Source organism: Microcoleus sp. T2B6, assembly GCF_036700475.1.
Classification (GTDB): Bacteria; Cyanobacteriota; Cyanobacteriia; order Cyanobacteriales; family Microcoleaceae; genus Microcoleus.
The window spans coordinates 1-25,681 of record NZ_JAUBOZ010000061.1; the positions used below are offsets into that span (position 1 = coordinate 1).

Below are 25,681 nucleotides of genomic sequence, written 5' to 3' on the forward strand. Positions count from 1 at the left end.
GACTGTTGACTGTTGACTGTTGACTGTTGACTGTTGACTGTTGACTGTTGACTGTTGACTGTTGACTGTTGACTGTTACCATTCGTGTCAACTTAAGACTAAAATCCATAATAAATATCGTTTATAGTTGAGTTTCGAGTCCCCCTAACCCCTCTTAATAAGGGGTGACAAGACTATTGTTACGCCCCCTCTAACTCCCCTTAATAAAGGGGAAAGAGCATTCAAATTCAACCCCGACTCCCCTTCTTAAGGGGGATTTAGGGGACTCGAAACTTCGATACAAACGAGATAGACACAGGGTTTTAGTATTAGGTTGACACCGATGGGCTGTTACTAATTTACAATTCCCAATTCCCAGTCAACCGTCACTCGCCGAGTAACAACGGAGGTAATTTAGTAAAAGGTAAATCCTCGTTGATTGCATCAATTTCTTCCTGTTCTCTTTCGTTGATTTGACCGATATAAGACTTGAGAATTTGGGCAAGACGGTTGTTATAAAATCGGTGCAAACTATAATTTGGCGTAGCTGGAAAGCCGCGCCGTTTTTTGTGCCGCCCGCCGGCACCGGGATCGAAGCTTTGAATGCCCCGATCGATCGCCCATTCGATCGGCGTATAGTAACAAGCATCGAAGTGCAAGCAGTCTATTTCCTGCAAACTTCCCCAATAACGCCCGTACAGTCGATCGCCCTTATACAAACAAAAAGACATACCCATCGGCTGTCTGTCATCTTCCTTGTCGTAGGCGGCTACAAATAAAACTCGATCGCGATAATTGTGGTGCAACTGTTCAAAAAATCGCTTAGTCAGATACTTGCTTCCCCACCAACCAAATTTGTCGCAAGTATTCTCATAAAAAGCATACATTTGACCAAACATGGCTTGGGGAATTTCATCGCCCGTCAGCGTTTTTACCAACAAGCCAGCTTGGTCAACTGCTTTGCGTTCGCGCTTGATATTGCGACGCTGGTTGGCATTAAATGCGCCTAAATAATTGTCAAAATTTTGATAGCCTTGATTTTGCCAAATATAGCTGTGGTGCAGCCAACTGCTGAAACCGTGGCGTTCCATTCTTTCGCGCCATTCGGGATCGACATAAAGGAAATTGCAGCCGGAGATATTGTGGCGATCGCAAAAATGGTCGATCGCGCTTACCATTACTCCGGTTAACTCGTCTTCATCTTCCCCCTCGGCAATCAAAAACCGATAGCCTTCAGCCGGAGTAAACGGCGTCATTCCCATCAATTTCGGATAATATTTAACGCCCAAACGTTGAGCTAAATCGGCCCACTGATTGTCGAACACAAATTCGCCGTAGCTGTGGCTTTTGACATAAAGTGGCGCGCAAGCAATCAACTGTTTGTCTCGCCACACAGTCAAGTGATGCGGCAGCCAACCGGTTTTACCTGTTGCACTGCCGGAGACTTCGAGATTGTTAAGCCAATCCCATTCCAGAAATGGAGTTTTTAGTGGCATCGCCAGGGCATCCCACGACGCTTGCGGGATTTCGCCTATTTTGCTAATCCAGGCTACAGAATATTGAGGTTTTGGCTGTTTCAGCATAGGGAGACTTGTGCGTAGAGCGATCGAACTTCATTTAAGTTAATACAATTATTCGATCGCTGGGAAAGCTCAATGGCAACTGGTGTCAACTGAATGTTGAAACCTGACAAATCTCGCTTTTGTCCGAGACCCGATCCCCCTAAATCCCCCTTAAGAAGGGGGACTTTGAGCGGAAGAGGGACTTTGAGTGCCTCCGGTTCCCCCCTTCGTAGGGGCGGTGCCAAGAGTGCCCGCCCTTGGCTAGGGGGGATCGGAGGGCTTAATCGTCAAACCCTAGTCTCGGAGTACGTTTGAGCTTTAGTTAGTTCGATCGACCCGATAATGCAAAAATACCTCTTGTCCCACCTGTTTAACCGCCAAAAGCTCCAATTTCGGAGCTAAATCCGCCAAAAAACCCTCTCCCTCCACAGGTGTCGGTGCATCCGCGCCGCCCAAAATTAACGGGCACACCGTCAGCCAAAGTTCGTCTACCAAGCCTGCAGCCAGCACAGACGCTACCAGTTTTCCCCCGCCCAGAATCGCCAAGCGTTTGATACCGAAGCTTTCTAGCTGTTGAAACGCATCAATCCAATCAATCTCTCCACCTACGGTTTTCGCATAGATAATTCGATCGAATTGAGATGTTGCACCATTCTCAATAAGCTTTTTATGAACAGGCAAGATGCCTGTTCCACAAGAAAGTTCATCTCTTGTGGAACGGTCATCTCTTGTGGAACGGGCATCTCTTGTGGAACGGGCATCTTGCCCGTTATTGAGAATGGTGCCAGATGTGCGATCGAACTTACTGTTCTCAATAAGGCTTTGATTAACAGGCAAGATGCCTGTTCCACAAGAAATTTCATCTCTTGTGGAACGGGCATCTCTTGTGGAACGGGCATCTTGCCCGTTCTTGAGAATGGTGCCAGATGTGCGATCGAACTTACTGTCTTTCGTCGGAACAGGTGACGGCAATGCCGTTTCCCTACTGTCTTGCCCCGTCAGCAACCAGCGAGGCACAGGTTGCTGGAAAAATCGCAAGTTTGGGTCAAATTGGGACGATCGCGAACACACAATTTGCACCGGTTGTGGGGGCTTCCCTTGCAGTTCCCTCTGTTTGAGCAATTCCGGCGAAATCACTCTCATCGTCGTCCCATAGGCCTGTAAAGTGCCGTTGCCGAACAAAACGGCGTCACTTGCTGCTACTTGCTGTTCGAGGTGGGCTTTGTCCTTGGCAGAACCGAATCTCGCGGGCGATCGTACTGCATCCGCAATTTTACCGTCGGCACTGATTGCGAGTATTACTGTTGCTAATGGTCGATCGATCTTATCTGTCATTAATTTATCCGTCCTGGACGCACCGGTGCTCAGAAACCGGGTTTTTTAGCAAAATCTTTCGTTGTCGCCCACAGATTAGGTAAAAAACCCGGTTTCTTTGGGAAAAATGCGTGAGTCCTGTTTATCAAATTTTCAACATCATAAGGGCAAAAGAGGACAGGGCGGTGCCGTTTCCCTATCCCAAAAGAGCGATCGGCAGTTGCCGGAAAAGTCGATCGCCCGTTTGCACTAAAACCTTTTGTATCTGCCGTCGATCGCCGAGGCCCGATCCCCCTAAATCCCCCTTAAGAAGGGGAGTAGGGGTTGACTTTGAAAAGATTCTTGTCCCCCCCTGGTTGAAGGGGGACTTTGAGCGCTTCTTGTCCCCCCCTTTTTAAGGGGGGCTAGGGGGGATCTGGCCTGGGCGGTAAACAGCAATCTCTGAGTACGTTTGACCTTAAATTGACACTGGACACTGCCCTGTCCTAATTTTCATTAACTCCATTTCCCAACAACTCCTGAAACCTGACATCGCCGCGAATCCCATCAAAATCGGTATCAGTTTTTGCCACTTCTCGATATTTTTCCGGTTCCAATTCAATCGCGCGCTGCAAATTTACCAGCGCTAACTCAACCTGATTCTGCAAGGCAAAAGAGCAAGCTTTATTATAATAAGCACCTGTACAATTTGGATCTATTTCTAAAGCTTTATCCCAATTAGCCATTGCCTCGTCATGACGACCTAATGTTAGTAAAGCCCAAGCTCTATTAGCCAATATACCAGCATCATCAGGCTGCCATTCTAAAACGCGATCGTAGCTGGAGATTGCCTCCTCAGCGCGTCCGAATCTTTGCATAACAAAGCCGCGCCACTCCCATAAATAGGCTTTACTTGGTTCAATTTTAATCGCTAAATCCAGACATAAAATAGTTTGCTCGTAGCGTTCCACATCGAATAGTTTTTTCGCTTTTTCAAACCAAAAATCGCAGTCATCGGGCTGAATGTTAATGGCAAAATCCCAGCTTTCTCGCGCGGCTTCTTGACTGTCGCACTTGCTCAGTGCAAAGCCTCGGGAAAACCAAAAATCGCGGTCTTTGCCTGCTATTTCTTTTGCTTGGTCGAGACTAGCAACAGCTTCTGCATAGCGCTCCAATTCACACAAAACCTTACCTTGTTCCAAACAAACGATCGGCGCATCCGGTCTTATTTCTGCAACTTCAGCTAATTTTGCTAGGGCGGCTTCATACTGCCCTTGTTTTGCCAGGGCCAAACCACTGTAAAACAAAGAAACGGGATTATTTGGCGCAGCAGCATCGCCCAAATCCCCCATTCCCTCTAAACGCAGGAAATGCACCCGGCCCGACGCATCGCCCGCTACAACTGTCACTCCATCAGGCGCAAAAGCACAGCCATTAAACGCAGCTTCTCCGCTGAAACTAGCAACCTCTTTACCTGTGAGCAAATCCCAGATTTTCAGGGTTTTATCCCATGAAGCCGAAATCGCTGTTTTTCCGTCTGGTGCGATCGCCACTGCTAGTACCGAGTTACTATGACCCGCGAGAGTTTTCAGTTCTGAAGCTGTCTCGGTGTCCCAGATTTTCAGCGTTTCATCGTAAGAAGCAGAAATCGCTGTTTTACCGTCGGGTGCGATCGCCACTGCATTTACCGCGCTACTATGACCCGTGAGAGTGGTCAGTTCCCGGCCTGTCTCGGTGTCCCAGATTTTCAGGGTTTTATCGTAAGAAGCGGAAATCGCTGTTTTACCGTCGGGTGCGAGATCCACTGCTGTTACAAAGGAACTATGACCCGTGAGAGTTGTCAGTTCCCGGCCTGTCTCGGTGTCCCAGATTTTCAGGGTACTATCCCATGAAGCGGAAATCGCTGTTTTACCGTCGGGTGCGAGATCCACTGCTGTTACTTTGTCAGTATGACCCGTGAGAGTTTTGAGTTCCCGGCCTGTCTCGGTGTCCCAGATTTTCAGGGTATTATCAGATGATGCGGAAATCGCTGTTTTGCCATCGGGTGCGATCGCCACTGCATTTACCCTGTTACTATGACCCCTGAGAGTTTTGAGTTCCCGGCCTGTCTCGGTGTCCCAGATTTTCAGGGTTTTATCGTAAGAAGCCGAAATCGCGGTTTTACCGTCGGGTGCGATCGCCACTGCATTTACGGAACTATGACCTGTGAGAGTTTTCAGTTCTGAGCCTGTCTCGGTGTCCCAGATTCCCAGGGTAGGATAATTAGAAACGGAAATCGCTGTTTTTCCGTCGGGTACGATCGCCACTGCTTTTACATGGAAACTATGACCTATGAGAGTTTTCAGTTTTCGCCCTGTCTCGGTGTCCCAGATTTTCAGGGTATTATCATCGGAAGCCGAAATCGCTGTTTTGCCATCGGGTGCGATCGCCACTGCATTTACGGAACTATGACCCGTGAGAGTTTTTAGTTCCCGGCCTGTCTCGGTGTCCCAGATTTTCAGGGTATTATCATCGGAAGCCGAAATCGCTGTTTTTCCGTTGGGTGCGATCGCCACTGCTGTTACAAAGGAACTATGACCGACAAGCGTCCGCAGTGCGCCTTCTCCAGGCCGTTCTAAATTAGCCTTCAAAGGTCGCAACCAAGGACGATCTTTCGACTGCTTTGCTTGTGCCAGCATCCCCTGAATTTCAGGTGTTTCAAAATCAAACAACCTCCCCCATAAATGCTCTACCAGTTCCGTTTTATCCTTATCCAAAACGTGCGCCGACTTGCGAATTGCCCCTTGAATCAATCTCAGAGTTTCACCTTGCCCATCCGACAGCAACACATCAGAAATTTTCGCCAAATCGTAATCATCAATTAGCGCTTGTACCCCCAACACCTCCAGTTTCATCTCAATAAAACCGAAATCAGTCAACCAAGCACAATAACGATTAAAATCCTTCAACCCCTGAACGAAATCCCTGGGTTGATATTTCAATAAATATTCCCGATCGCCTTGACTCTGCTGCGCCAACCACACACCTAACTTGCTCATATCGGCGCTCCTTCCAACCTGTTATTAATACCTTGGCGGTTAAGTTCTTCCACATTCACCCCAGCAGATTGCACAGTTTCATCTTTTTCGAGAAACTCGCGAAAGGTGTTGTGATAAATATTGTAGCGAATTTCCCCGTTTACCTGTTCCTGTCGCAAAAAAGAATCCCATTTCTTTAGTACCTGCTGTACTTTAAAATCCGTCTCGCGCACCGATTTGGCAATCCAGCGGCGAGCAACAGGCTCGTGAGCTTTCGACAGCACGTAGATAATATTAACTTTCAATTCCAGCAGAGGATCGTCTTCGTGACCAATCATCTGTACCCAGTGTTTTTGATAATATTCCTCCAAACCCGCTGGCAAATCATTTAAATTCACATCATTGTACGTGCCGCCTTCAATCTCATCAAGTACGTGGCGGAGGTAGATAAATTTCTTTTCGCTTTTTTGGGCTACCGCCGTCACAAACTCTTCCCGCTGCAAATTTCGACCTTTAATCCAATCCTGAATTAACTCGCTTCTCTCCGTGCGTTTTCTCAGATAAGCCTCGACATCTTCGAGACTTTTTCCATCGTATTTCATCAAATCAAAAACTGTCCGGTTAGCTGCCGGCATTGGCAGAAATTCTGGTCGCTTCGAGACAATAAAATAAACGTTATCGGGCAAATCATTAGGCAAATAAAGGACATTGCTGCCGCTACTTTGCTCCTTCAAATCAACTTCATCCAGCGCATCCACCACAAAAATCAACTTTTTGCCGCCCACTTTAGCGCTAACTTCCCCCAGCAACCTGCCTAGAAAGTTGCCGTTTTCCAGGGCATTTTCCGGCAGTCGCGGGTACTTCTCTTTAAGATTAAAACCTTCAATTAACTGAATGCAAGCATTTTCCAAAAAAGTTTTAGCGCTGACAATCCCGTCCGGTTGCGAGTTGAAATGAGTAACGCAGCGTCGCTTCAGCAGCACCACACAGGCTGCCATAATCGCGCTTTTCCCAACACCCGGTTCCGCCTGCAAAACAAAATAGCCTTTCCGATTTTTATTCAGAAACTCGTTAATTGCTTCAAACACAAATTTCCGACCGGTAAAGTCTTTAATTCTGTCCTGAATAATCGTCTCGGATTTGAGGGAAATCGGCAAACTCGGCGCGGCAGGATCGATATATCTTTGCAGCAACGCCCGAATCTGCGCCAAATCAGATCGGATGCCAATTTCGATCGCGCCCAATTTCGCCATCACTTGACAAATCTGCTGCTTAGTTGCTACCGCCTCCAACTTATCGATAATCTCCCGATTTTGCAGCTTCAAATCCTTGAGATCCGCCAAAGCAATTTGGTGCAGATTCAACAGCATCGCCGCAAACTTTTCTCCTCCCTTGGCTGCATCTTGTTTCAGCACTTCCCGGTACGCCTTCGGAAATGTTTCGTACAGTCTTTGCGCCACAAATTCCACGATTTCTGCATCAAAGGATTTCCCCTCACTGGCCGCGAATTCCCCGATGAATCTTGCCCAATCTTCCGGTGTCAATCCCGTAACTCGATCGAACTCCGCAGCATCCGCCGAAAAAATCAGAGTCAGTTGGTCTTCAGAAATATTTAAACCCCTTGACAAATCAACCCCTTCTGTGTTAATATTCAGCCAATATTCAGGAGTTTTTTCGGCTAATCGATCTAAATCCCTGGCAGACGAATTTTTACTCAGGGCGATCGCAATTAATTCATCTGACGAAGCAACATCTTTCAAAATATAGGCGATCGCCTCACCCGCCGCCTCAATCAAATCGCGATTGTCAAGAATATTCGGATTTTTTCCCAACTTTTCGGCGATCAGATTTCCCAAGTCGTTAGCCGCCATATTCCCCGCTATACCGCCCGCGATCGTTGCTAATATCGAAATGCCCCCAACGGCTGGATTGGCCATCACACCCAATGCTGCTGTCACTGCCGGATTGGCGATCGCGCTGGCAATCATTGGCGCAACACCCATCACCGCACTCCATCCAAGAACCCTAACTTTAGTATTAGCTAAATCAACTAACGACATACTGTAAATATTCCCCGCGCTTTGCAATACTTTAGCGCGACAATATAATTAAATACAAGGTTAATTAATCTCACCTCTTGCACCATTCTTAGGAACAGGCATCTTGCCTGTTCCACAATGATTCTTAAGAACAGGCAAGATGCCTGTTCCACAAAAACTAAATTTTCTTGTGGGGTGGGCGTCTCGCCCGCCCCAAAATACAATCAGCCCGCCCCAAAATACAATCAGCCCGCCCCAAAATACAATCAGCCCGCCCCAAAATACAATCAGCCCCAAAAATACAATTGTATATTCAGTCGTCTTTAGACGACTTTAGCTATGAGACAGGGGTTTAAAACCCCTGGCGGCCCCCGCAACAACCTAACGGGCCCGACAACCTCCTCACACCCCCGTAACAAACTCGCCACCCCACAACAATTTGTAAATTTTTTTATAGATCCGATCGCACAGCTTGTATTTGACGGATAATATCTGTTTATTTATTTTGCAACCCCAGCGATCGCCCTAGCAAAGTATTTACTTTTCTTTACAAAAAGCCGAGCAAAAAACGGCGCGGGAGGTAAAAATTCTGTTGCAGACTTTAAATGCGCCGCGCGATCGACTAGAGTAAAAAAAATGGCTTTATCCGTTTATTCATCGCAAAGGAAACAAAGCTCATGGTTCAACGCGGTTCTACAGTTCGGATTCTCCGCAAAGAATCCTTCTGGTATCAAGAAGTGGGCACCGTTGCTACGGTAGACCAAAGCGGCATTAAATACCCAGTTATCGTTCGCTTTAACAGCGTAAATTATGCAGGCGTCAACACCAACAACTTCGCCCAAAGCGAATTAGTGGAAGTGTCAGCACCCAAAGCAAAAGCGAAAACAGGGACTCCAGTAGCTTCCGGCGGCAAACAAACCACGCTGGACGAGAAAACTCGGCAAACCGGCCAGGGTAGCCCCTCGCAGCAGCCGAAAACTACCGCGGACAGCAAAGCGGGCTCTGAAACGCCGGGCACGGTCCAAGGTTCGCCTCAAGGTCAAGGAACAGAACAACGCTAATTGTGCCAGAACTGCCAGAAGTTGAAACTATTTGCCGGGGTTTGAATCAAGCAACCCTCGATCGAGAAATGTTGGGCGGGGACGTGTTGTTAAACAGCACGATCGCCCGCTCAATCTCTGCGACCGATTTTTTGACACAACTCAAAGGAAAGTCGATCGCCCGCTGGTACAGACGCGGCAAATATCTACTGGCAGAACTATCTCAATTCCCAGAAGGAGAAAGGGAAAGGGGGAGAGAGGGAGAGGGGGAGAGGGGGAGAGTGGGAGAATTTCTTGCCCAAACTCCAAACTCTTCCCGAACGCCTTCTTTCTCCCCCTCCCTTTTGCCTTCAAAAGCAGGCTGGTTGGGCGTTCACTTGCGGATGACGGGACAACTGCTGTGGGTGAACCGATCCGAACCCCTGCAAAAACACGCGCGAGTACGGCTGTTTTTTGAAGGAAACCAAGAATTGCGGTTTGTAGACCAGCGCACCTTCGGGCAAATGTGGTACGTGCCCGCAGAAACCGAGGTTTCGGGCACAGTCATCGGTTTGAAACTTTTAGGGCCAGAACCGTTTTCAGAGGAATTTACAACAGAATATTTGGCCCGCAAGCTGCAACGGCGGGCGCGACCCATAAAAACAGCTTTGCTAGACCAGGCACTGATAGCTGGTTTGGGCAATATTTACGCAGACGAAACTTTGTTTTTGTCGGGAGTGATGCCCACAACTCTGTGCGCGGATTTGACGCCAGAGCAAATTGGGCGCATCCATACAGCTATTATTCAAGTTTTACAGAAGGCGATCGCATCCGGTGGCACGACTTTTAGCAATTTTCTCAACGTCCAAGGTGTCAACGGCAACTACGGCGGCGTCGCTTGGGTGTACAATCGCGCTGGTCAACCCTGTCGCACTTGCTCCACAACCATCGAACGTATAAAATTAGCAGGGCGATCGACTCATTTTTGCCCCATTTGTCAGACATAGGAAGCAGTCAATGGATTTTAAGCTTTAGATTTTAGATTTTAGATTTACCCCACGAATCGCACCCCTTTATTCCTTAGTCCGCGTAGGCGGACTTTGTTTGTTTAGTAGCGATTTCAATCGCCGAGTGACTTTCCAGCCAAATCTAGATTAAAATTTGTATAGTTTTTTAAACTAAACAAAGCAAGTTATGGCAATCAAGAAAGGCAGTATAGTTCGCGCTGTACGCGAAAAATTGGAAAACAGTCTAGAAGCCAAAGCCAGCGACCAGCGCTTTTCCTCCTATATATTTGAAACAAAGGGCGAAGTGATGGATGTTCGCGGCGACTATGCCTTCGTCAAATTTGGCAAAGTACCCACCCCGAATATTTGGCTGCGGGTAGACCAACTCGAAGATTTTAAGTAACTCACCAAAACTAAACTTCACTGTTCTTAATGTAGCGAAGGGTGCGCGACGCGCGCCTTTCCCCAATTAAGCTGATTGCTAAAATCTAAAATCTAAAATCTAAAATCTAACATCTAAAATCAAATGAATTCTCCATCAACCCGCGTATCAATTATCGGTGCAGGCAAAGTCGGCAGTACGTTAGCCCAGCGAATTGCCGAGAAAAATCTGGCAGATGTAGTATTGCTAGATATTGTGGAAGGTTGGCCGCAGGGCGTTGCTTTGGATTTGATGGAAGCTAGGGGAGTCGAACACCACGATCGCCAAATTGTCGGTACAAATGATTATACAGATACGGCAAACTCAAATATCATAGTAATTGCCGCCGGAGTGCCCCGCAAACCCGGTATCAATCGGGAAGATTTAATTAAAATCAATGCTGGAATTGTCACCGAAGCCACAAAACAGGCGATCGAGCATTCTCCAGAAGCAATCTTAATCACAGTCACAAATCCCCTAGATATCATGACTTATTTAGCGTGGGAAGCTGCAGATTTGCCCAAACACCGAGTCATGGGGATGGGGGGAGTTCTCGACTCCGCCCGCTTTCAAACTTTTATTGCAATGGAATTGGGCGTTTCAAATGCTCAAGTCAATGCCACTGTCATCGGTTCTCATGGCGATTTGATGGTTCCTTTGCCCCGCTATTCTACTGTCAACGGTATTCCCATCAATCAACTTATGGATGCTGGGGCGATCGATCGACTCGTACAGCGGACTCGCCACGGCGGCGCAGAAATTGTAGAATTGATGAAGACTGGTAGTGCTTATTTTGCACCCGCATCTGCTGTCTGTTTGATGGTAGAATCTATTTTATTTAATCAGTCGCGACTCTTGCCTTGCTGCGTTTATTTGCACGGCGAATACGGCGTGCAAGATATCTTTTTAGGAGCTCCCTGCCGCTTGGGATATCAGGGAGTGGAACAAATAGTGGAACTTGAACTCAGCGATACCGAAAGATCAGCCTTTATCAAGTCGGGCAAATTGGTTGCCCAAAATATTGAGGAAGCCAGGGCAATATTGAAAACGGCTTCTTAAGCTTGTAGCTGTTGGTTGAGCACAGCAGCCTGCTCGCCACTTCAATATAATAATTTATATTGAGTGTGACAGTGGGATAGCTCTTTCGGAAGTTGGCTTATCTGGTTTCAACCGCGCTTTGATAAATATCATTGATCGTGGTTGTTATGCTGTATTTCAAACGCCGAAAAATTGGTAGCAAGAAACCGATATATAAACATAAAATTTACTCTCAAAAACTTGCTAAAAACGCAAAAACTGGCAAAAGTAGTTGAACTTGGTTTGCGCGACAATACCATCAGAGTTTCTCTAGAAATTAAAGCCAAAATCTGCCATCTTCTTTTTACTACTATACCAACCGCATAAGCAGTCGGTTTTGGATTATCTCTCACTCGCGATCGGATTGCCCAACAACAAGGTGGCACTTTAAAGGTAGGAAGTGAAATGCGAGTTTCTACGGAATTTATCATTACTTCGCCCAAACTTTAATCCTCGCGATCGCCATTTCTATTGATCCAGCTTGAAATACCTTTACTTTCGCCAAAAATGTGATACCCTAAATATTTGTATTATCTAAAACTTTTACACTTCTCAAAAATGGCAAAAATCGGGCAAAAATTCTCCGCGCGTGCGAAGCTATCTCGAACGCGCGTGCCTTCGGTGAAGGGTAGGCAATAGCCCTTGAGTTGAGTCCATTTAACCATAGCCTGCAACTACCTCAACTGTTTGACCGAAAACTAACCTCTGATTCGGGGAATTTTAATCAGTTGAAAAGATTCAATCCCTCGCATGAAATAACGAGAAGGCAAGGAAAAATATCTAAAATTTCGGCTGACCCTAAAGATTGTAAAAAATCTAATTTAGGAGAGATAAATCGAGCATTACTTAAAACTCTAGAAAAGGCGATCGCCTCAATTTAAACAAATTTTAATAGATGCGATCCCAACAGGATATGCGATCGCCAAAACAAGGAAACCATTGAGGGAGTTTGGGGTAATAATAAAAAGGTGACAATTGCAACCGAAGGCGAGCCCAAAAAATGTCAAAATTAGTCAGAGACGCTCATCCCGATCTCGCAATGGAACCGGGTTTCTTGTTCCCACTTTCCGACATTCCCTGACCTAATTACGTTAATAAACCCGGTTTATGTGTAAGTTTTGTTAGCATTATTCTCAATAATTGAGAATAAAAGAAGTAGCAAATTCTGCCAATTTTTCAGTAAATATACGGGAGCTAAAATGGTCGATTGACCTCCAAATCTCGAAAAAATACGGAAATGCAGCGTAAGTAGCTGCTAAGTGCTAGCAGAAGGAGGAGAATAAGCTGTTACACATTTAAACCAATAACGATAGAGGTAGGGTGCGTCAGCTAGAACAGTGGCGGGATATGGGAAATACTTATGTACGCTCCGCACCCTACTATCCTCTTTTAAATGCCCAACAGCTTATGTTCTTTGCCTTTTTGAGTTACCAGGCTCAACTTGCAGAGCGCTATTGAGATGCCATCAACCTCGATAACAAACCGCAAAATAACTAAAGAAAAAGCATTATGTTTCAGGAATACCTGTATCACGAAGTAATCAACCTGCGCGAGAAACTAGCTCACCTAGAAAGAGAAACGCAGTCTCAAACCTGGTTCAAAAAGCTGCAAGCGCTGATGGGAGTTATTAGCAAAATTCGTGAATCCCTAGACTTAGAAACAATATTCAAAATCACAGCCACCGAAGTTCGGCAACTCCTAAATGCCGATCGAGTCGCCGTCTACCGCTTCTTTCCCGAATCCCAATTGAACGAGGGCGAAGTAGTGTCCGAAGACGTACTGCCCCAATACAGCCCATCTTTGGGAACCAAAATCCGCGACTACTGCTTCGGCGAACAATTTGCAGCCAAATACACCAAAGGATACGTTCAAGCAGTCACGGACATCTACAAAGCCCGCTTGAGCCCTTGTCACCTCAAAATCCTTAAGCGGTTTCAAATCCGAGCCAACTTAGTCGTACCGCTGCTGCAAGGGAAACATTTGTGGGGATTGCTGTGCATTCACTCCTGCGGTCAACCCCGCCAGTGGCAAGAAGACGAAATCGAATTTGCCAGACAAGTAGGCGACCATTTAGCAGTTGCCATCTACCAAGCCGAACTGCACTTGCAAACCCAGAGGCAAATAGCAGAAATCGAATCCGCCCAGCAGAAACTCCGCGACAGCGAGCAAAAATATCACCAAATTCTCGATTCGATCGCCGATATGGTATTAGTCAAAGGCCCCCAATCGAAAATCGTCTGGGCAAATCAAGCATTCCGCGATTATTACGGCATGACTCAAGAGGAACTTCAAGACATCGTAGACGCGCCTTTCGCCGATCCCGACAATACTCTCCAGTACGTCAGAGATGACGGCTTCGTATTTGACACCGGGCACACTCTGCAAATTTCTGAAGAACCGGTGACGCGGCACGACTCAGAAGTGCGACTGTTCAGCACCGTCAAAACACCGATCCGCAACGCAGACGGCCAAATCGTCATGACTGTCGGCGTCTCCCGCGACATGACGGAACGCAAAAAAACAGAAGAAGCCGTCAAAGCCAGCGAAAGCAAATACCGCAGCCTGGTAGAAACCTCCCAAGACATGATTTGGTCGGTCGATGCTTCAGGACGCTACACCTTCGTCAACCCAGCAGTTAAGTACATCTACGGTTACGAACCAGAAGAAATGATCGGTAGGCCGTTCTCCGACTTTGTGACACCAGAACAAAGCCAGAAAGATTTAGAAGTTTTCGCCCGCCTGTTGGCAGGAGAATCAATTTTCCAGTACGAAAGCACCCAAATCGCCAAAGACGGCAGCATGAAACATTTGATGTTTAACGCGATCGCCCTGTACGACGAAACCGGAAACTGCCTCGGCACCACCGGTACAGCCACCGACATTACCGATCGCAAGCGAGCAGAAGCAGCCTTACAACACGCCAACGCAGAACTAGAGCGCAGAGTAGAAGCACGCACGGCAGAACTACGACAGACTTTTGCCGCCCTCAGTGCCAGCGAAACCAAGTTTCGGACGATCGCAGCCACCATCCCCGGATCTCTGTTCCAATTTTGCAGCAGGCAGGGAGTGTGGAGAGTTGACTACATGAGCGATCGCATCTTCGATATCAGCGGCATCACAGCAGCAGAAATGATGCGAGACATGAATACATTCATTTCCCGCGTCCACCCCGAAGACTTGGAAAGCTACATCGCTTCCGTCAACGAAGCGGTAGAAAATCTCTCTCCCTGGCACTACGAAGGGCGGTTAGTCAAGCCCGACGGTGAGATTCGCTGGTGGCAGGGCGACTCCATGCCCACCCGCAACGAGAACGGCGAAATCGTATTTTCCGGCGTCGCGCTCGACATTACCGATCGCAAAGTTGCCGAAACCGCCATCCGCGAGAGCCAGCGGCAGCTCAAAGAAGCCCAGAGACTCGCCCACGTCGGCAATTGGGAACTCGACGCAGCTACCAAAACCGTCACTTGGTCGGAAGAACTCTTTCGCATCTTCGGACTCGAACCGACAGAAAGCGCGCCCAACCTAGCCGAACAAATCGCTCTGATCCATCCAGAAGATTTGGAATTGTGGCAGACTCAAGTGCAGCGGGGACTCGAAGCGGGCATCCCCTTCGATTTTGACTTGCGCCTTTACCGTCCCGACGGCACGCTGCGGCATCTCAACGCTTTGGGTCGTGCCGAAACCGATGCCAGTGGCAAGGTGGTAAAAATGTTCGGTACGGCGCTCGACATTACCGATCGCAAAGCCGCCGAAGCAGCCCTGCGACAAGCAGCCGCCGAGTTAGAAGACCGAGTGAGCGATCGCACGGCCGAACTGTCCGAAGCAGTCACGCAATTAGAACAAGAAATTGGCGATCGAAAACTTGCAGAAGCAGCCCTGCAAGTTTCCGAGCAAAACCTGCGGACAATCTTTAACAATGTCTACGATGCTATCTTCATTCACGACTTAGAAGGCAACATTCTCGATGTCAATAATCGGATGTTAGAAATGTACGGAGTGAGCCAGGAACAAGCAACAAAATTATCATTTAAAAACGACTATTCAATTGGCGACAATCCCATTGAACAAATGGAAGAACTTTGGGAAAGAGTATTAGCAGGCGAAACAGGTCGCGTGGAATGGAAAGCGAGGCGTCCCAACGACGGTTCAACCTTTGATGCAGAAATTGCCCTGTCCAGAATTCATCTCAACGGGAATCTCAGCGTCATTGCCAACGTCCGAGATATTAGCGATCGCAAACAGGCAGAAGCAGAACTGCAACGCGCTCAACAGTTTATGGAATCAGTGCTCAAAACCATACCCGTCGCAGTATTTGGCAAAGAAGCAAAAGAGTTGCGATTTGTACTCTGGAACCCAGTCGCCGAAGAGGTACTGGGTTTCCCCGCTGCTGAAGTTATGGGCAAAAACGATTACGACTTTTTCCCCAGAGAACAAGCCGACTTTTTCACCACCAAAGACCGGGAAGTGCTCGCCAGCGGGCAAATTTTAGACATTCCCGAAGAACTGATTCAAACAAGAGAAGGCGAGAATCGCATATTTCATACCAAGAAAACCGCAATTCTCGATCGAGAAGGCAATCCCCAATATTTATTAGCAGTTACTGAAGACATTACTGAGCGCAAGCGGGGAGAAATTGCTTTGAAGCAATCGGAAGCCCGACTCAGACAGCAGGCCGAACGAGAAAAATTGCTCAACAACCTCACTACTCAAATCCGCAATTCCCTCGACTTCGACAGCATCGTTACAGTCGCAGTTAAAGAAATTCGCGCTTTCATGCAGATCGATCGCTGCAATTTTACCTGGTATCGCGGCGACGGGGAGGAGCCTTTCTGGGAAATTATTAAAGAATCTCGCCTTCGGGAAGTTCCCGATTTAATAGGTCGCTATAAAGCTTCTGACTTCGGCACTATAGGAGAACAGATGTTGCGTCTAGAAACGCTGCAAATCGATGATGTCGGAGCAATCGCAGACCCTGTTTGGAGAAGGTCTCTTAACTCTCTGGGCTACCAATCTATATTGGCAATTCCGATGCAGGCACTTTCGGGAGTAGTGAGCGTTGTTACCTGCGCCCACTCCGCTGCTGTGCGACCCTGGAGTGAGGGCGAAGTAGAATTGTTGCAAGCGATTACAGTTCAATTGGCGATCGCCCTCAACCAAGCCGATCTTTACGCCCAAACTCGCAATAAAGCTCTCGAATTAGAACAAACATTACAGAAATTAACCAGCACTCAATCGCAGTTAATTCAAAATGAAAAAATGTCAAGTCTCGGTCAACTTGTGGCAGGAGTCGCCCACGAAATCAACAACCCAGTTAACTTTATTTACGGCAACCTCACCCACGCCAACGACTATACCCAAGACTTGCTACACCTGATCGAACTTTACCAAAATCACTATCCCGATCCAGTCCCGGAAATTCAAGAAGAAGTAGACCATATTGAACTAGACTTTCTGATGGAAGACTTGCCAAAGTTGCTTTCTTCAATGAAAGTCGGTGCAGACAGAATTCAACAAATTGTTGCTTCTCTCCGCACATTTTCCCGCATGGACGAAGCGGAAATGAAAGCAGTCAACATCCACGAGGGCATAGATAGCACCCTGATGATTTTGCAGCACCGGCTCAAAGCTAAACACAACCATCCAGAAATTGAGGTAATTAAAGAATACGCTCAACTGCCCTTAGTAGAATGTTATGCCGGACAGTTAAATCAAGTATTTATGAACATCTTGAGCAATGCTTTGGATGCTTTGGAAGAACGGGATCTGCGCCGTTCTGCTGAGGAAATGCGGAAACACCCTAGCAACATCCGCATCCGCACTGAAATATCGCCAGCGGGCAAAGTAATCATTCGGATTGCTGACAACGGGCCGGGAATACCGGAGACTGTCGGCACTCGTCTTTTTGACCCGTTTTTTACCACTAAACCTGTGGGTAAAGGCACTGGGATGGGCTTGTCAATTAGCTATCAAATTGTTACAGACAGACACAACGGGTCGCTGAAATGCACTTCTTCGCCCGGACAGGGTACAGAATTGGCGATCGAGATTCCCCTCAAAGCTAGCTGTTAATGGGGCATGGGGCATGGGGCATGGGGCATGGGACGCAAAAACCCGGTTTATTAACGTAATTGCGTCATTTTAGGTTGAGGACGATCGCCAGAAACCTGGTTTTTGAGGTAGAAGCGTGCGATCGCGAACTAATTGAGCTAAAATATTTATGGATTCTCCAAAATAGAGAAATCAAACTAATATGCTTCAATCAACAGAACACTGTCACATTGTCAGGAATGATGAAATTCTGAGTGGTGAACCGATTATCAAGGGTACTCGAACTCCGGTGCGGGCGATCGTGGAGATGTGGCGCATTGGAGTTTCGCCAGAAGAGATTCCTCACCGTTTGCCACACCTCACCCTAGCGCAAGTATTTGATGCCTTGAGCTACTATCTAGATTGCCAAGCAGAAATTAACAAGTATATTGAACTTAACCGCATTCCCGATGAGTTAATCGATCCGCGAGTCAAAGATCGATGAGTGAAATTTTTATTCATGTCTATTTAGATGAAGATGTCGATGTGCTTGTAGCTAGCTTGCTACATTCTCGCGGTTTTGAGGCAACAACTGCCAAACAAGCAGGGCAACTCGGAAAAACAGATGTCGAGCAGTTGGAGTATGCTATTAGCCAAAAAGCAGCTATTCTCACCCACAATCGAAATGATTTTGAAGCGCTTGCTCAAGAATATTTCAGTCGGGAGGGAAAACATTACGGAATTATCATTGCAGTCCGGCATCCGTATGGGAAAATCGTGGGTAGGCTGGTTTCAATCCTCAATACCACAACAGCCGACGAAATGGAAAACCAAATTCTTTACATTTAAACTGAAGTTCCCCCGCAGAGGAACTTCAAAAAATATGAAACTTTTATAAATCAATCGATTTTTGTAAGCATTTCAGTGATAGCATCACTATCCAAAGGTTTAGAAAACCAATATCCCTGAGCTAATTCGCAGTCGAGTTCTCGAAGCTGTGATAATTGTTCGGCTGTCTCTACACCTTCGGCGATCGCATTTAATCCCAAATTGTGAGCCAAAGTTACGATCGCCCGCACAATCTGCAAAGGCTGACCTCCGTCGTCACCATTTTCGACAGCCCCCAAGCGGCTCACAAAAGATCGATCGATCTTCAGTGTATCCAGCGGAAAACGGTGCAAGTAACTTAAAGACGAATAGCCAGTACCGAAATCGTCGATCGACAATCGAATATTTCTACCTTTTAATTCGGCTAGCACAATATTGGCTTTCTTGACATTTTCTACGATCGCGCTTTCAGTAATCTCCAATTTTAAACAGCTCGGATTGCAGCCCGTTTCTGCTAAAATTTCATCAATTTCCTCGATTAAATGCGGGAAACCTAACTGTTTAGGAGAAAGATTGACGCTCATTGTTAATTGCGAAGGAGCAATAATTGGTAATTTAAAATTCGGAATGGGTACCTGGGAAGTTGTACTTAACGTAGCCGAACTATTGGTAATTGGGAATTGGGAATTGGTAATAGATGAGTGGAAATCGCTAATCGGGAATTGGTAACTGGGAATTGGTAATTTTTTACCGATTATTTCTTCCCTGTGACCAATACTGGGGCTACGCTCAGTAAAAGTTGCGTGTTCCTCATTCCCTGTATCTGTTACATCAGTTAAATCCCCTACATTGCCCGTTGCCATCTTCCCTGTTGTTACCCTGAGCGAAGTCGAAGCGCCTTCTTGCTTCTTGTTACCCTGAGCGACTTGCCCTGAGTGCAGCCGAAGGGAGTCGAAGGGCCTGGTTCCGACTTCCATTGGACTTCTTCCCTGTTCCTCGGTTAACATTTCTTGCCAAATCCGCAATTGCTGACAAGCTTCCCGCAACACCCAGGCTCCCAGAGGCACGATCAAACCTGTTTCTTCAGCTACAGGGATAAAAGTAGACGGCGGAACTAAACCCCGAACTGGGTGGTGCCAGCGCACCAAGGCCTCAAAACCTTCGAGCGCACCGCTGGCGAGCGAAACAATCGGTTGGTAGTGCACAATAAAGTGCGAACGTTGATCCTTGCTCTCTCCTAATTCCTCCTTGCCCAAAATAGCCAACCGCAGGTCAGTTTCTAACTGCAACAGCGACATTGTTTGGTCGTGCATCGCCAAATTAAACACTTCGTGGCGGGCCTTACCCAAAGCTTTAGCGCGGTACATAGCGATGTCAGCATCGCGTAGGAATTCTTCCGGGTGAGTGTACGAATTCGATTCGCCACTGTCGGTGGCTTCGCCTCGACTGAAAACAATGCCAATGCTAGCGGTGGTAAATACTTCGTGTCCTTCGAGATGAAACGGCTTCGTCAGTTCTGTTTGTATCTTTTTAGCTGCGAGGGTGGCGTCGCTGAGGCTCTGAATGTGGTCTAGCAGGATGGTGAATTCGTCTCCCCCCAGTCGGGCGACGGTATCAGAAACCCGGACGCAGGTTTGCAGTCGCTGCGCCAGGGCAATTAGCAGTTTGTCTCCTAAAACGTGTCCTAAAGAATCATTAACTACTTTGAAGCGGTCTAAATCTAGGAAAAGTAAACCAAATTTGTAATCGGGGGACTGATTGGATCGGCGGATGGCTTGTCCTAGCCTGTCTAGGAACAAAACGCGGTTGGGCAAACCTGTCAGCGCATCGTGAAAAGCGCCGTGCAGCAGTTCCCGTTCTACTCGCTTGCGCTCGGTGACATCTCGGATAATAATCTGGGCGGCGGTTGAGCCTTGATAAGTAGCGGGGATGCCGGCAACTTCAACGTCTATTATTTGTCCATCGAACCGAATCAGTTTTTGTTCGGCAAGGTCGAGCGGCTGATTTTCTGTCTCGACTAGCCGGATGCGCTCTCTGGCTGTTTCCACATAGTTTGGATGGACGAAATGCAATACGGGAAAGCCGATGAGCGCTTCGGGAGAGTTCGCACCGAGGAGTTTAGCGCCGGCAGCATTGATGTAGGCGATTTTCCCTTGACTGTGAACGGCGATCGCTTCGGGAGATAGTTCTACTAAACGGCGATAGCGTTCTTCACTTTCTTTGAGAGATACTATCAACTCGCATCGCTCTTTTTCAGCCTGCTGGCGTTCGACTTCCATTTGGTGAACCGCCAGAATTTTGCCAATACTTTGAGCCATCAATTCTATAATTTCTATTTCCTCGTACTTGAATTTTCTTTTCTTTATTTCCGGCGAACTAAAACTTAAAGTTCCGTAGGTTTTATTGTTAACAAATATCGGGGTTCCGATGTAAGATTCTGATTTGCAGCTTTGATAAGCTGGATGTTCGCGCATCTCAATATCGGCTCCTATATGAGAATACGCAACTGTTTTGTTAAGTTTAATGACTGCCGCGCAGTAAGTATCGCTGAGGTTCAATTCTAAGCCTCGCACGAAGTATTCTAAATCGCTTTTCGCGGCTCTGACAATAAAAGTCTCGTTGTCAACTTCAGCCATGATGCCCATAGAAAGTCCAAACATCAAACAGCCTGCTGTTAGATAATCGTCAACCAGTTCTTCAAAGTTTTGATAATGATAAGTTGTAATCCGGTGCAAGTGTTTGAGATTAGCGCTAAAAGCTGCTAAAGCTTGAGAATTTAAAAATAATTCTTCTTCCGATCGCTGGCGGTCGGTAATGTCTGTTTGTACTCCAATAAAGTGGGTTAAGTGTCGCCGCGAGTTGTAAACCGGAGCGATCGACAGTTCGTGCCAAAAAGGCGTGCCGTCTTTCCGAAAGTTGCGTAATATAACTTGAGATTCTCTGCCTTCTTCAATCGCAATTCGCAATTGTTGGGCAGCGGGGCCGTCAGTGTCTGTGCCCTGCAAAAATCGGCAATTTTTGCCCATTAACTCGTCTCTGCTATAACCAGTAATCCGCTCAAAACTCGGATTGACATAAATAATCGGATTATCTGCAACAGTCGCGTCGGTGATTGCAATGCCGTTACTGCAACTTTCGATCGCCCGTTCCATCATTTGCAAACGCTCTTGCGATCGAATCCGCTCGATCGCCGCAGCTAACACGTTGGCGATCGCTTCTACAAAATAAACGTCATCTTGAGTGAAAACCCGCCCTTGGCAGGTATGAACCCCCAAAATGCCCCAGGCCTGCGAGGAGGAACTGTTGGCTGGTTCTGCTTGTCCCCAGTTGCTCCCCAGTCCCCGATTGCCGGGAATAATTACAGTAACGCCGCTGACAGCCCGGTGGTTGTGCAGCAGCGGCAACTCGCTAAAGCGCGTTTCCACCCGCAAATCTTCGACGATTGTCGGTTCGCCCACTAGCAATGTGTAACCTGCTTGCGATCGGGCAGAAGCGGCAACAGTAGCACTGCCGACGAGGCCCGGCTGCCAGCCAACCCCCGCTCGCAGCATAAAAGCATGACCAGAGGGCAACAGTTCTAACACCTGGCAATAATCAACGTCCAGGGTTTGAGCAATTAAAACCGCAGCTTTGTCCATCAGTGCGGACAAATCTGTTTCGGCCAGGGCCTGCTGCCCCAAGTAAGCGACAGCCGCTTGCTGGCGGGCCCGCGAGTGGATTGACGTGAGCAATTCCTGCTCCTTGGCGGCCACTCGTTTCCGATCCGTAATGTCGCTGAACACCGACAGAACAGCTTTCCCCGACACCAATGTCAGATACCGCATCGATACACTTGCCCAAAACAGCGTGCCGTCAGCTTTTTTAAGCCGGATTTCTGCCTCGCGGACCAGTCCGTTGCGGGCGAGCCGTAACAGCAATTCCTGGCGCTCTGCAGGTTTGTGGTAGAGCGTTTCGGCTTTTTGGCGGTCGATCGACTTGAATCCTGTGAACCCGAAAGCCTGACGGCATAAATCGTTACTATAAAGAATTGTGCCGTCCGCCAGACTGCTGACGATCAGTGGCATCGGCATCGAGTTGCCGATCGTCAGCAGTAATTCTTTGGTTCCTTGGAGCTCTTTGTACAAGTCTGGCTTGGAGGCCCAGCCGTGACAGTCTTCAGAGTTTTCAGGGATAAAACTTTCCATTGTTTAATCGATCCATTAGCAGGACAACTTTTTTAAACTTGTGGTTAATGACGATTTCAGATGCAGAGCATTGGTAACAACTGAAGACTTAATTTGTCAATCAGTAAGATTACTCAAAAAAACTGCTTTTCTAGGAGTAGAAAATTCGCGATTTTGGAGTGGGTGGGCATAAATATGGCGCTCGGCATGATTCCTCGATCGCGCCGATCTGAGTTTTGTAGCCAAAATCCGAGTAAATTCTGAGCATAAGTGCTCATTGACAAGTGCTTCCCTAGCTTTAGTTGTCAGGGATGGATGCAGAGGACGATCGACAGTAGCCCACAACACATTAATCTTAACCACAACAATGCAACTCAAGGCCTCTAAACTGCTGGGCTGGAGTTTGATACTCTGCACTCCCGGTGGAGAACACATCTGTCTTTGGTATGACAATCTACTGTTTTTAAAGTTGCGTTAAGTTTTTATGTAGATCGAGGTACTTTACCCAATGTGCAGCGGAAGCTCCTAATCTAAAAAGTAAAGTCACCTGCTTGCCAACCACTGAATACTATCCGAGGAGAGAGGAGAAATGCTTGAATCTTACCGCCGTACCGCTGCCGAACGGGCCCATGAGGGAATTCCACCCCTGCCGCTAGACGCCCAGCAAACGTCGGAACTGTGTGAACTGCTGAAAAATCCGCCGGCAGGAGAAGAAGAAACCTTAATAGAATTATTGCGCGATCGCGTCCCCCCAGGCGTAGACAGCGCCGCCTACGTCAAAGCTGGTTTTCTAACTGGCATTGCTAAAGGCGAAATCCACAGCCCCCTAATTGCTCCCAAATGGGCAGTTTACCTGCTGGGGACAATGATGGGCGGTTACAACGTCCAATCTTTAATCGATTTGCTCAATCCTACTGCGGAAATTGCCATTCCCGCCACCGCAGCCCGGGCACTGAGCAAAACGTTGTTAGTATTCGACGCTTTCCACGATATTCTGACTTTATCCGATACCAATCCCTACGCCAAGCAGGTAGTCGATTCTTGGGCGGATGCCGAGTGGTTTACTGGTCGTCCTGTGTTGCCAGAAGCGATTACCGTTACAGTCTTCAAAGTTCCTGGAGAAACCAATACTGACGACTTGTCGCCAGCACCTCATGCTACCACGCGGCCGGACATTCCCCTACACGCTTTGGCGATGCTCGAAAGTAAGATGCCTGGGGCTTTGCAAACCATTGCAGACTTGAAGCAAAAAGGTTATCCCGTAGCTTATGTCGGTGATGTTGTCGGTACCGGTTCGTCGCGGAAATCGGCGATTAATTCCGTGCTCTGGCATATTGGCAATGATATTCCGTTTGTGCCCAACAAGCGCAGTGGCGGTTATATTTTAGGAAGTGCGATCGCCCCGATATTCTTCAATACCGCTGAAGATTCCGGCGCTTTGCCGATCGAATGTGATGTCTCCCAAATGGAAACAGGAATGGTAATTACCATCCATCCCTACAAAGGCGAAATCACCAACGAAGCCGGAGAAATCATCTCCACCTTCACCCTCAAACCCGACACAATTCTAGACGAAGTTCGCGCCGGTGGCCGAATTCCGCTATTAATTGGACGAACTTTAACCGACAAAACCCGCGCAGCTTTAGGACTAAAACCAAGCACTATTTTTACCCGCCCTACAATCCCAGTAGATACGGGCAAAGGCTTCACTTTAGCACAAAAAATGGTAGGCAAAGCTTGCGGTTTGTCCGGCGTTCGTCCCGGTACATCTTGCGAACCAGTCATGACAACAGTCGGATCGCAAGATACCACCGGGCCAATGACTCGCGACGAATTGAAAGAACTTGCTTGTTTGGGATTTAGCGCCGATTTGGTGATTCAAAGTTTCTGCCACACCGCCGCTTATCCAAAACCAGTTGATGTCAAAACTCACCACGAATTGCCCGATTTCATGGCAGAGCGCGCCGGCATAGCTTTGCGCCCCGGAGACGGCATTATTCACTCTTGGCTGAACCGGATGTTATTGCCAGATACAGTGGGAACGGGCGGCGATTCTCACACTCGTTTTCCTTTGGGAATTTCCTTTCCTGCGGGTTCGGGATTGGTCGCATTTGCTGCAGCCTTGGGCGTCATGCCTTTGGATATGCCAGAATCGGTTTTAGTACGGTTTAAAGGTGAATTGCAGCCCGGAGTAACGCTGCGGGATGTTGTGAATGCAATTCCCTATGTGGCCATTCAAAAAGGTTTGCTAACCGTCGAGAAACAGAACAAGAAAAACATCTTTTCTGGACGGATTATGGAGATTGAAGGTTTGCCCGATTTGAAGGTCGAGCAGGCTTTTGAATTGACCGATGCGACGGCCGAGCGTTCTTGCGCTGGATGCACGATTAAATTGAGCGTGGAGACTGTTTCTGAGTACATTCGTTCCAATGTCGCGCTGCTGAAAAACATGGTGGCGCGGGGCTATCAAGATGCGCGGACGATGATGCGCCGGGTGGCTAAGATGGAGGAATGGCTGGCAAATCCGGTGCTGATGGAGGCGGATGCTGATGCGGAGTACGTTGAAATCATCGAAATCGATCTGAACGAGATTAAAGAGCCAATTGTGGCTGCTCCCAATGACCCGGATAATGTTAAGTTGTTGAGTGAGGTTGCGGGCGATCGGGTTGACGAAGTATTTGTCGGTTCTTGCATGACAAATATCGGTCACTACCGCGCCACAGCGAAGGTGTTGGAAGGTGCAGGGGAAGTGAAAACTCGCCTGTGGATTTGTCCGCCAACTCGCATGGACGAACAGCAACTCAAAGAAGAAGGTTATTACAGCATTTTTGGAGCTGCTGGAGCTCGTACAGAAATGCCTGGTTGCAGTCTTTGTATGGGCAATCAAGCGCGGGTTAAAGATGCGACAACGGTGTTTTCAACTTCTACTCGCAACTTTAACAACCGCATGGGCAAAGATGCTCAAGTTTATCTCGGTTCGGCGGAATTGGCTGCCGTTTGTTCGCTGTTAGGTCGCATTCCTACAGTCCAAGAATACAACGACATTGTGTCGAAGAGAATCGATCCTTTTGCTGGTGATTTGTATCGGTATTTGAATTTCGATCAAATTGCTGGTTTTGAGGATGAAGGACGAGTGATTGCTTTGGAAGATATGCCTCGAATTGAGGATATTTTGGGGATTCCCGATGGTGTGTTGAGCAAGTAAAAAGTGGGGCGGGCAATTGCCCGCCCTTTGTTTATAATATGAGT

At 47.6% G+C, this 25,681-nt stretch carries 17 protein-coding genes; 10 read left to right on the forward strand and 7 right to left on the reverse strand.

The window, feature by feature from the left end; translation table 11 throughout:
- Positions 1-365: 365 nt before the first annotated feature.
- The gene (locus QUA00_RS23335; RefSeq protein WP_333308646.1) at positions 366-1,562 is read right to left on the reverse strand and encodes a GNAT family N-acetyltransferase; all 1,197 of its coding nucleotides are present in this window, start codon (positions 1,560-1,562) and stop codon (positions 366-368) included.
- A gap of 297 nt (positions 1,563-1,859) precedes the next feature.
- On the reverse strand, positions 1,860-2,876 hold the full coding sequence (locus QUA00_RS36915) for a RibD family protein (RefSeq protein ID WP_445305759.1): 1,017 nt from the start codon (positions 2,874-2,876) through the stop codon (positions 1,860-1,862).
- A 106-nt stretch (positions 2,877-2,982) separates the two neighbouring features.
- On the opposite strand from QUA00_RS36915, the gene QUA00_RS23350 reads away from it, so the two are divergent.
- Positions 2,983-3,108, forward strand: coding sequence for a hypothetical protein (locus QUA00_RS23350; RefSeq protein ID WP_333411269.1), 126 nt, complete (start codon positions 2,983-2,985; stop codon positions 3,106-3,108).
- 232 nt (positions 3,109-3,340) lie between these two features.
- On the opposite strand, the gene QUA00_RS23355 is transcribed toward QUA00_RS23350, so the two are convergent.
- Together QUA00_RS23355 and QUA00_RS23360 are read right to left on the reverse strand one after the other, a co-directional pair.
- Positions 3,341-5,872, reverse strand: coding sequence for a TPR end-of-group domain-containing protein (locus tag QUA00_RS23355; protein WP_333411270.1), 2,532 nt, complete (start codon positions 5,870-5,872; stop codon positions 3,341-3,343).
- Positions 5,869-7,911 carry an ATP-binding protein gene (locus QUA00_RS23360; protein WP_333411271.1) on the reverse strand — a complete coding sequence of 681 codons (2,043 nt, stop codon included), beginning with the start codon at positions 7,909-7,911 and terminating at the stop codon, positions 5,869-5,871. Before QUA00_RS23360 ends, QUA00_RS23355 begins: the two co-directional genes overlap by 4 nt.
- Positions 7,912-8,050: 139 nt before the next feature.
- On the opposite strand from QUA00_RS23360, the gene QUA00_RS23365 reads away from it, so the two are divergent.
- The 5 genes from QUA00_RS23365 to mdh all read left to right on the forward strand — a co-directional run bounded on the left by QUA00_RS23365 (position 8,051) and on the right by mdh (position 11,396).
- Positions 8,051-8,227, forward strand: coding sequence for a hypothetical protein (locus QUA00_RS23365; protein WP_333411272.1), 177 nt, complete (start codon positions 8,051-8,053; stop codon positions 8,225-8,227).
- Between the two features lie 340 nt (positions 8,228-8,567).
- Positions 8,568-8,951, forward strand: coding sequence for a photosystem I reaction center subunit IV (locus QUA00_RS23370; RefSeq protein WP_333411273.1), 384 nt, complete (start codon positions 8,568-8,570; stop codon positions 8,949-8,951).
- Positions 8,952-8,953: 2 nt separating this feature from the next.
- Entirely contained in the window at positions 8,954-9,916 is a 963-nt protein-coding gene (locus QUA00_RS23375; protein WP_333411274.1) for a DNA-formamidopyrimidine glycosylase, read from the forward strand.
- A gap of 187 nt (positions 9,917-10,103) precedes the next feature.
- Positions 10,104-10,319 (forward strand): NAD(P)H-quinone oxidoreductase subunit O, encoded by a 216-nt coding sequence (locus QUA00_RS23380; protein ID WP_015178120.1) that lies wholly within the window; start codon positions 10,104-10,106, stop codon positions 10,317-10,319.
- Positions 10,320-10,442: 123 nt separating this feature from the next.
- The gene (mdh, locus tag QUA00_RS23385) at positions 10,443-11,396 is read left to right on the forward strand and encodes a malate dehydrogenase (RefSeq protein ID WP_333142988.1); all 954 of its coding nucleotides are present in this window, start codon (positions 10,443-10,445) and stop codon (positions 11,394-11,396) included.
- A gap of 128 nt (positions 11,397-11,524) precedes the next feature.
- Here the strand turns inward: mdh and QUA00_RS23390 are convergent, their stop codons facing one another.
- Positions 11,525-11,845 carry a hypothetical protein gene (locus QUA00_RS23390; RefSeq protein ID WP_333142989.1) on the reverse strand — a complete coding sequence of 107 codons (321 nt, stop codon included), beginning with the start codon at positions 11,843-11,845 and terminating at the stop codon, positions 11,525-11,527.
- Positions 11,846-12,923: 1,078 nt separating this feature from the next.
- Between QUA00_RS23390 and QUA00_RS23395 the strand changes: the two genes are divergently transcribed.
- From QUA00_RS23395 to QUA00_RS23405, 3 genes are all read left to right on the forward strand, one after another.
- Positions 12,924-17,483 carry a PAS domain S-box protein gene (locus QUA00_RS23395; protein WP_333411275.1) on the forward strand — a complete coding sequence of 1,520 codons (4,560 nt, stop codon included), beginning with the start codon at positions 12,924-12,926 and terminating at the stop codon, positions 17,481-17,483.
- Positions 17,484-17,664: 181 nt separating this feature from the next.
- The gene (locus tag QUA00_RS23400; RefSeq protein WP_333133610.1) at positions 17,665-17,946 is read left to right on the forward strand and encodes a DUF433 domain-containing protein; all 282 of its coding nucleotides are present in this window, start codon (positions 17,665-17,667) and stop codon (positions 17,944-17,946) included.
- Entirely contained in the window at positions 17,943-18,290 is a 348-nt protein-coding gene (locus QUA00_RS23405) for a DUF5615 family PIN-like protein (RefSeq protein ID WP_333142991.1), read from the forward strand. Before QUA00_RS23400 ends, QUA00_RS23405 begins: the two co-directional genes overlap by 4 nt.
- 50 nt (positions 18,291-18,340) lie before the next feature.
- Here the strand turns inward: QUA00_RS23405 and QUA00_RS23410 are convergent, their stop codons facing one another.
- Both QUA00_RS23410 and QUA00_RS23415 read right to left on the reverse strand, forming a co-directional pair.
- On the reverse strand, positions 18,341-22,453 hold the full coding sequence (locus tag QUA00_RS23410; protein ID WP_333411276.1) for an EAL domain-containing protein: 4,113 nt from the start codon (positions 22,451-22,453) through the stop codon (positions 18,341-18,343).
- 96 nt (positions 22,454-22,549) lie between these two features.
- Entirely contained in the window at positions 22,550-22,867 is a 318-nt protein-coding gene (locus QUA00_RS23415) for a hypothetical protein (RefSeq protein ID WP_333411277.1), read from the reverse strand.
- Between the two features lie 154 nt (positions 22,868-23,021).
- On the opposite strand from QUA00_RS23415, the gene acnB reads away from it, so the two are divergent.
- Entirely contained in the window at positions 23,022-25,637 is a 2,616-nt protein-coding gene (gene acnB / locus QUA00_RS23420; RefSeq protein WP_333411278.1) for a bifunctional aconitate hydratase 2/2-methylisocitrate dehydratase, read from the forward strand.
- Positions 25,638-25,681 lie beyond the last annotated feature (44 nt).

Bases quoted from the DNA above. Each gene is read 5' to 3' on its own strand.
- QUA00_RS36915 (WP_445305759.1), bottom strand. From the start codon at position 2,876: ATGACAGATAAGATCGATCGACCATTAGCAACAGTAATACTCGCAATC.
- QUA00_RS23360 (WP_333411271.1), bottom strand. From the start codon at position 7,911: ATGTCGTTAGTTGATTTAGCTAATACTAAAGTTAGGGTTCTTGGATGG.
- QUA00_RS23390 (WP_333142989.1), bottom strand. From the start codon at position 11,845: ATGATAAATTCCGTAGAAACTCGCATTTCACTTCCTACCTTTAAAGTG.
- QUA00_RS23355 (WP_333411270.1), bottom strand. From the start codon at position 5,872: ATGAGCAAGTTAGGTGTGTGGTTGGCGCAGCAGAGTCAAGGCGATCGG.
- QUA00_RS23380 (WP_015178120.1), top strand. From the start codon at position 10,104: ATGGCAATCAAGAAAGGCAGTATAGTTCGCGCTGTACGCGAAAAATTG.
- QUA00_RS23335 (WP_333308646.1), bottom strand. From the start codon at position 1,562: ATGCTGAAACAGCCAAAACCTCAATATTCTGTAGCCTGGATTAGCAAA.
- QUA00_RS23405 (WP_333142991.1), top strand. From the start codon at position 17,943: ATGAGTGAAATTTTTATTCATGTCTATTTAGATGAAGATGTCGATGTG.
- mdh (WP_333142988.1), top strand. From the start codon at position 10,443: ATGAATTCTCCATCAACCCGCGTATCAATTATCGGTGCAGGCAAAGTC.
- QUA00_RS23395 (WP_333411275.1), top strand. From the start codon at position 12,924: ATGTTTCAGGAATACCTGTATCACGAAGTAATCAACCTGCGCGAGAAA.
- QUA00_RS23400 (WP_333133610.1), top strand. From the start codon at position 17,665: ATGCTTCAATCAACAGAACACTGTCACATTGTCAGGAATGATGAAATT.
- QUA00_RS23365 (WP_333411272.1), top strand. From the start codon at position 8,051: ATGCCTGTTCCACAAAAACTAAATTTTCTTGTGGGGTGGGCGTCTCGC.
- QUA00_RS23415 (WP_333411277.1), bottom strand. From the start codon at position 22,867: ATGTGTTCTCCACCGGGAGTGCAGAGTATCAAACTCCAGCCCAGCAGT.
- QUA00_RS23370 (WP_333411273.1), top strand. From the start codon at position 8,568: ATGGTTCAACGCGGTTCTACAGTTCGGATTCTCCGCAAAGAATCCTTC.
- QUA00_RS23410 (WP_333411276.1), bottom strand. From the start codon at position 22,453: ATGGAAAGTTTTATCCCTGAAAACTCTGAAGACTGTCACGGCTGGGCC.
- acnB (WP_333411278.1), top strand. From the start codon at position 23,022: ATGCTTGAATCTTACCGCCGTACCGCTGCCGAACGGGCCCATGAGGGA.
- QUA00_RS23350 (WP_333411269.1), top strand. From the start codon at position 2,983: ATGCGTGAGTCCTGTTTATCAAATTTTCAACATCATAAGGGCAAAAGA.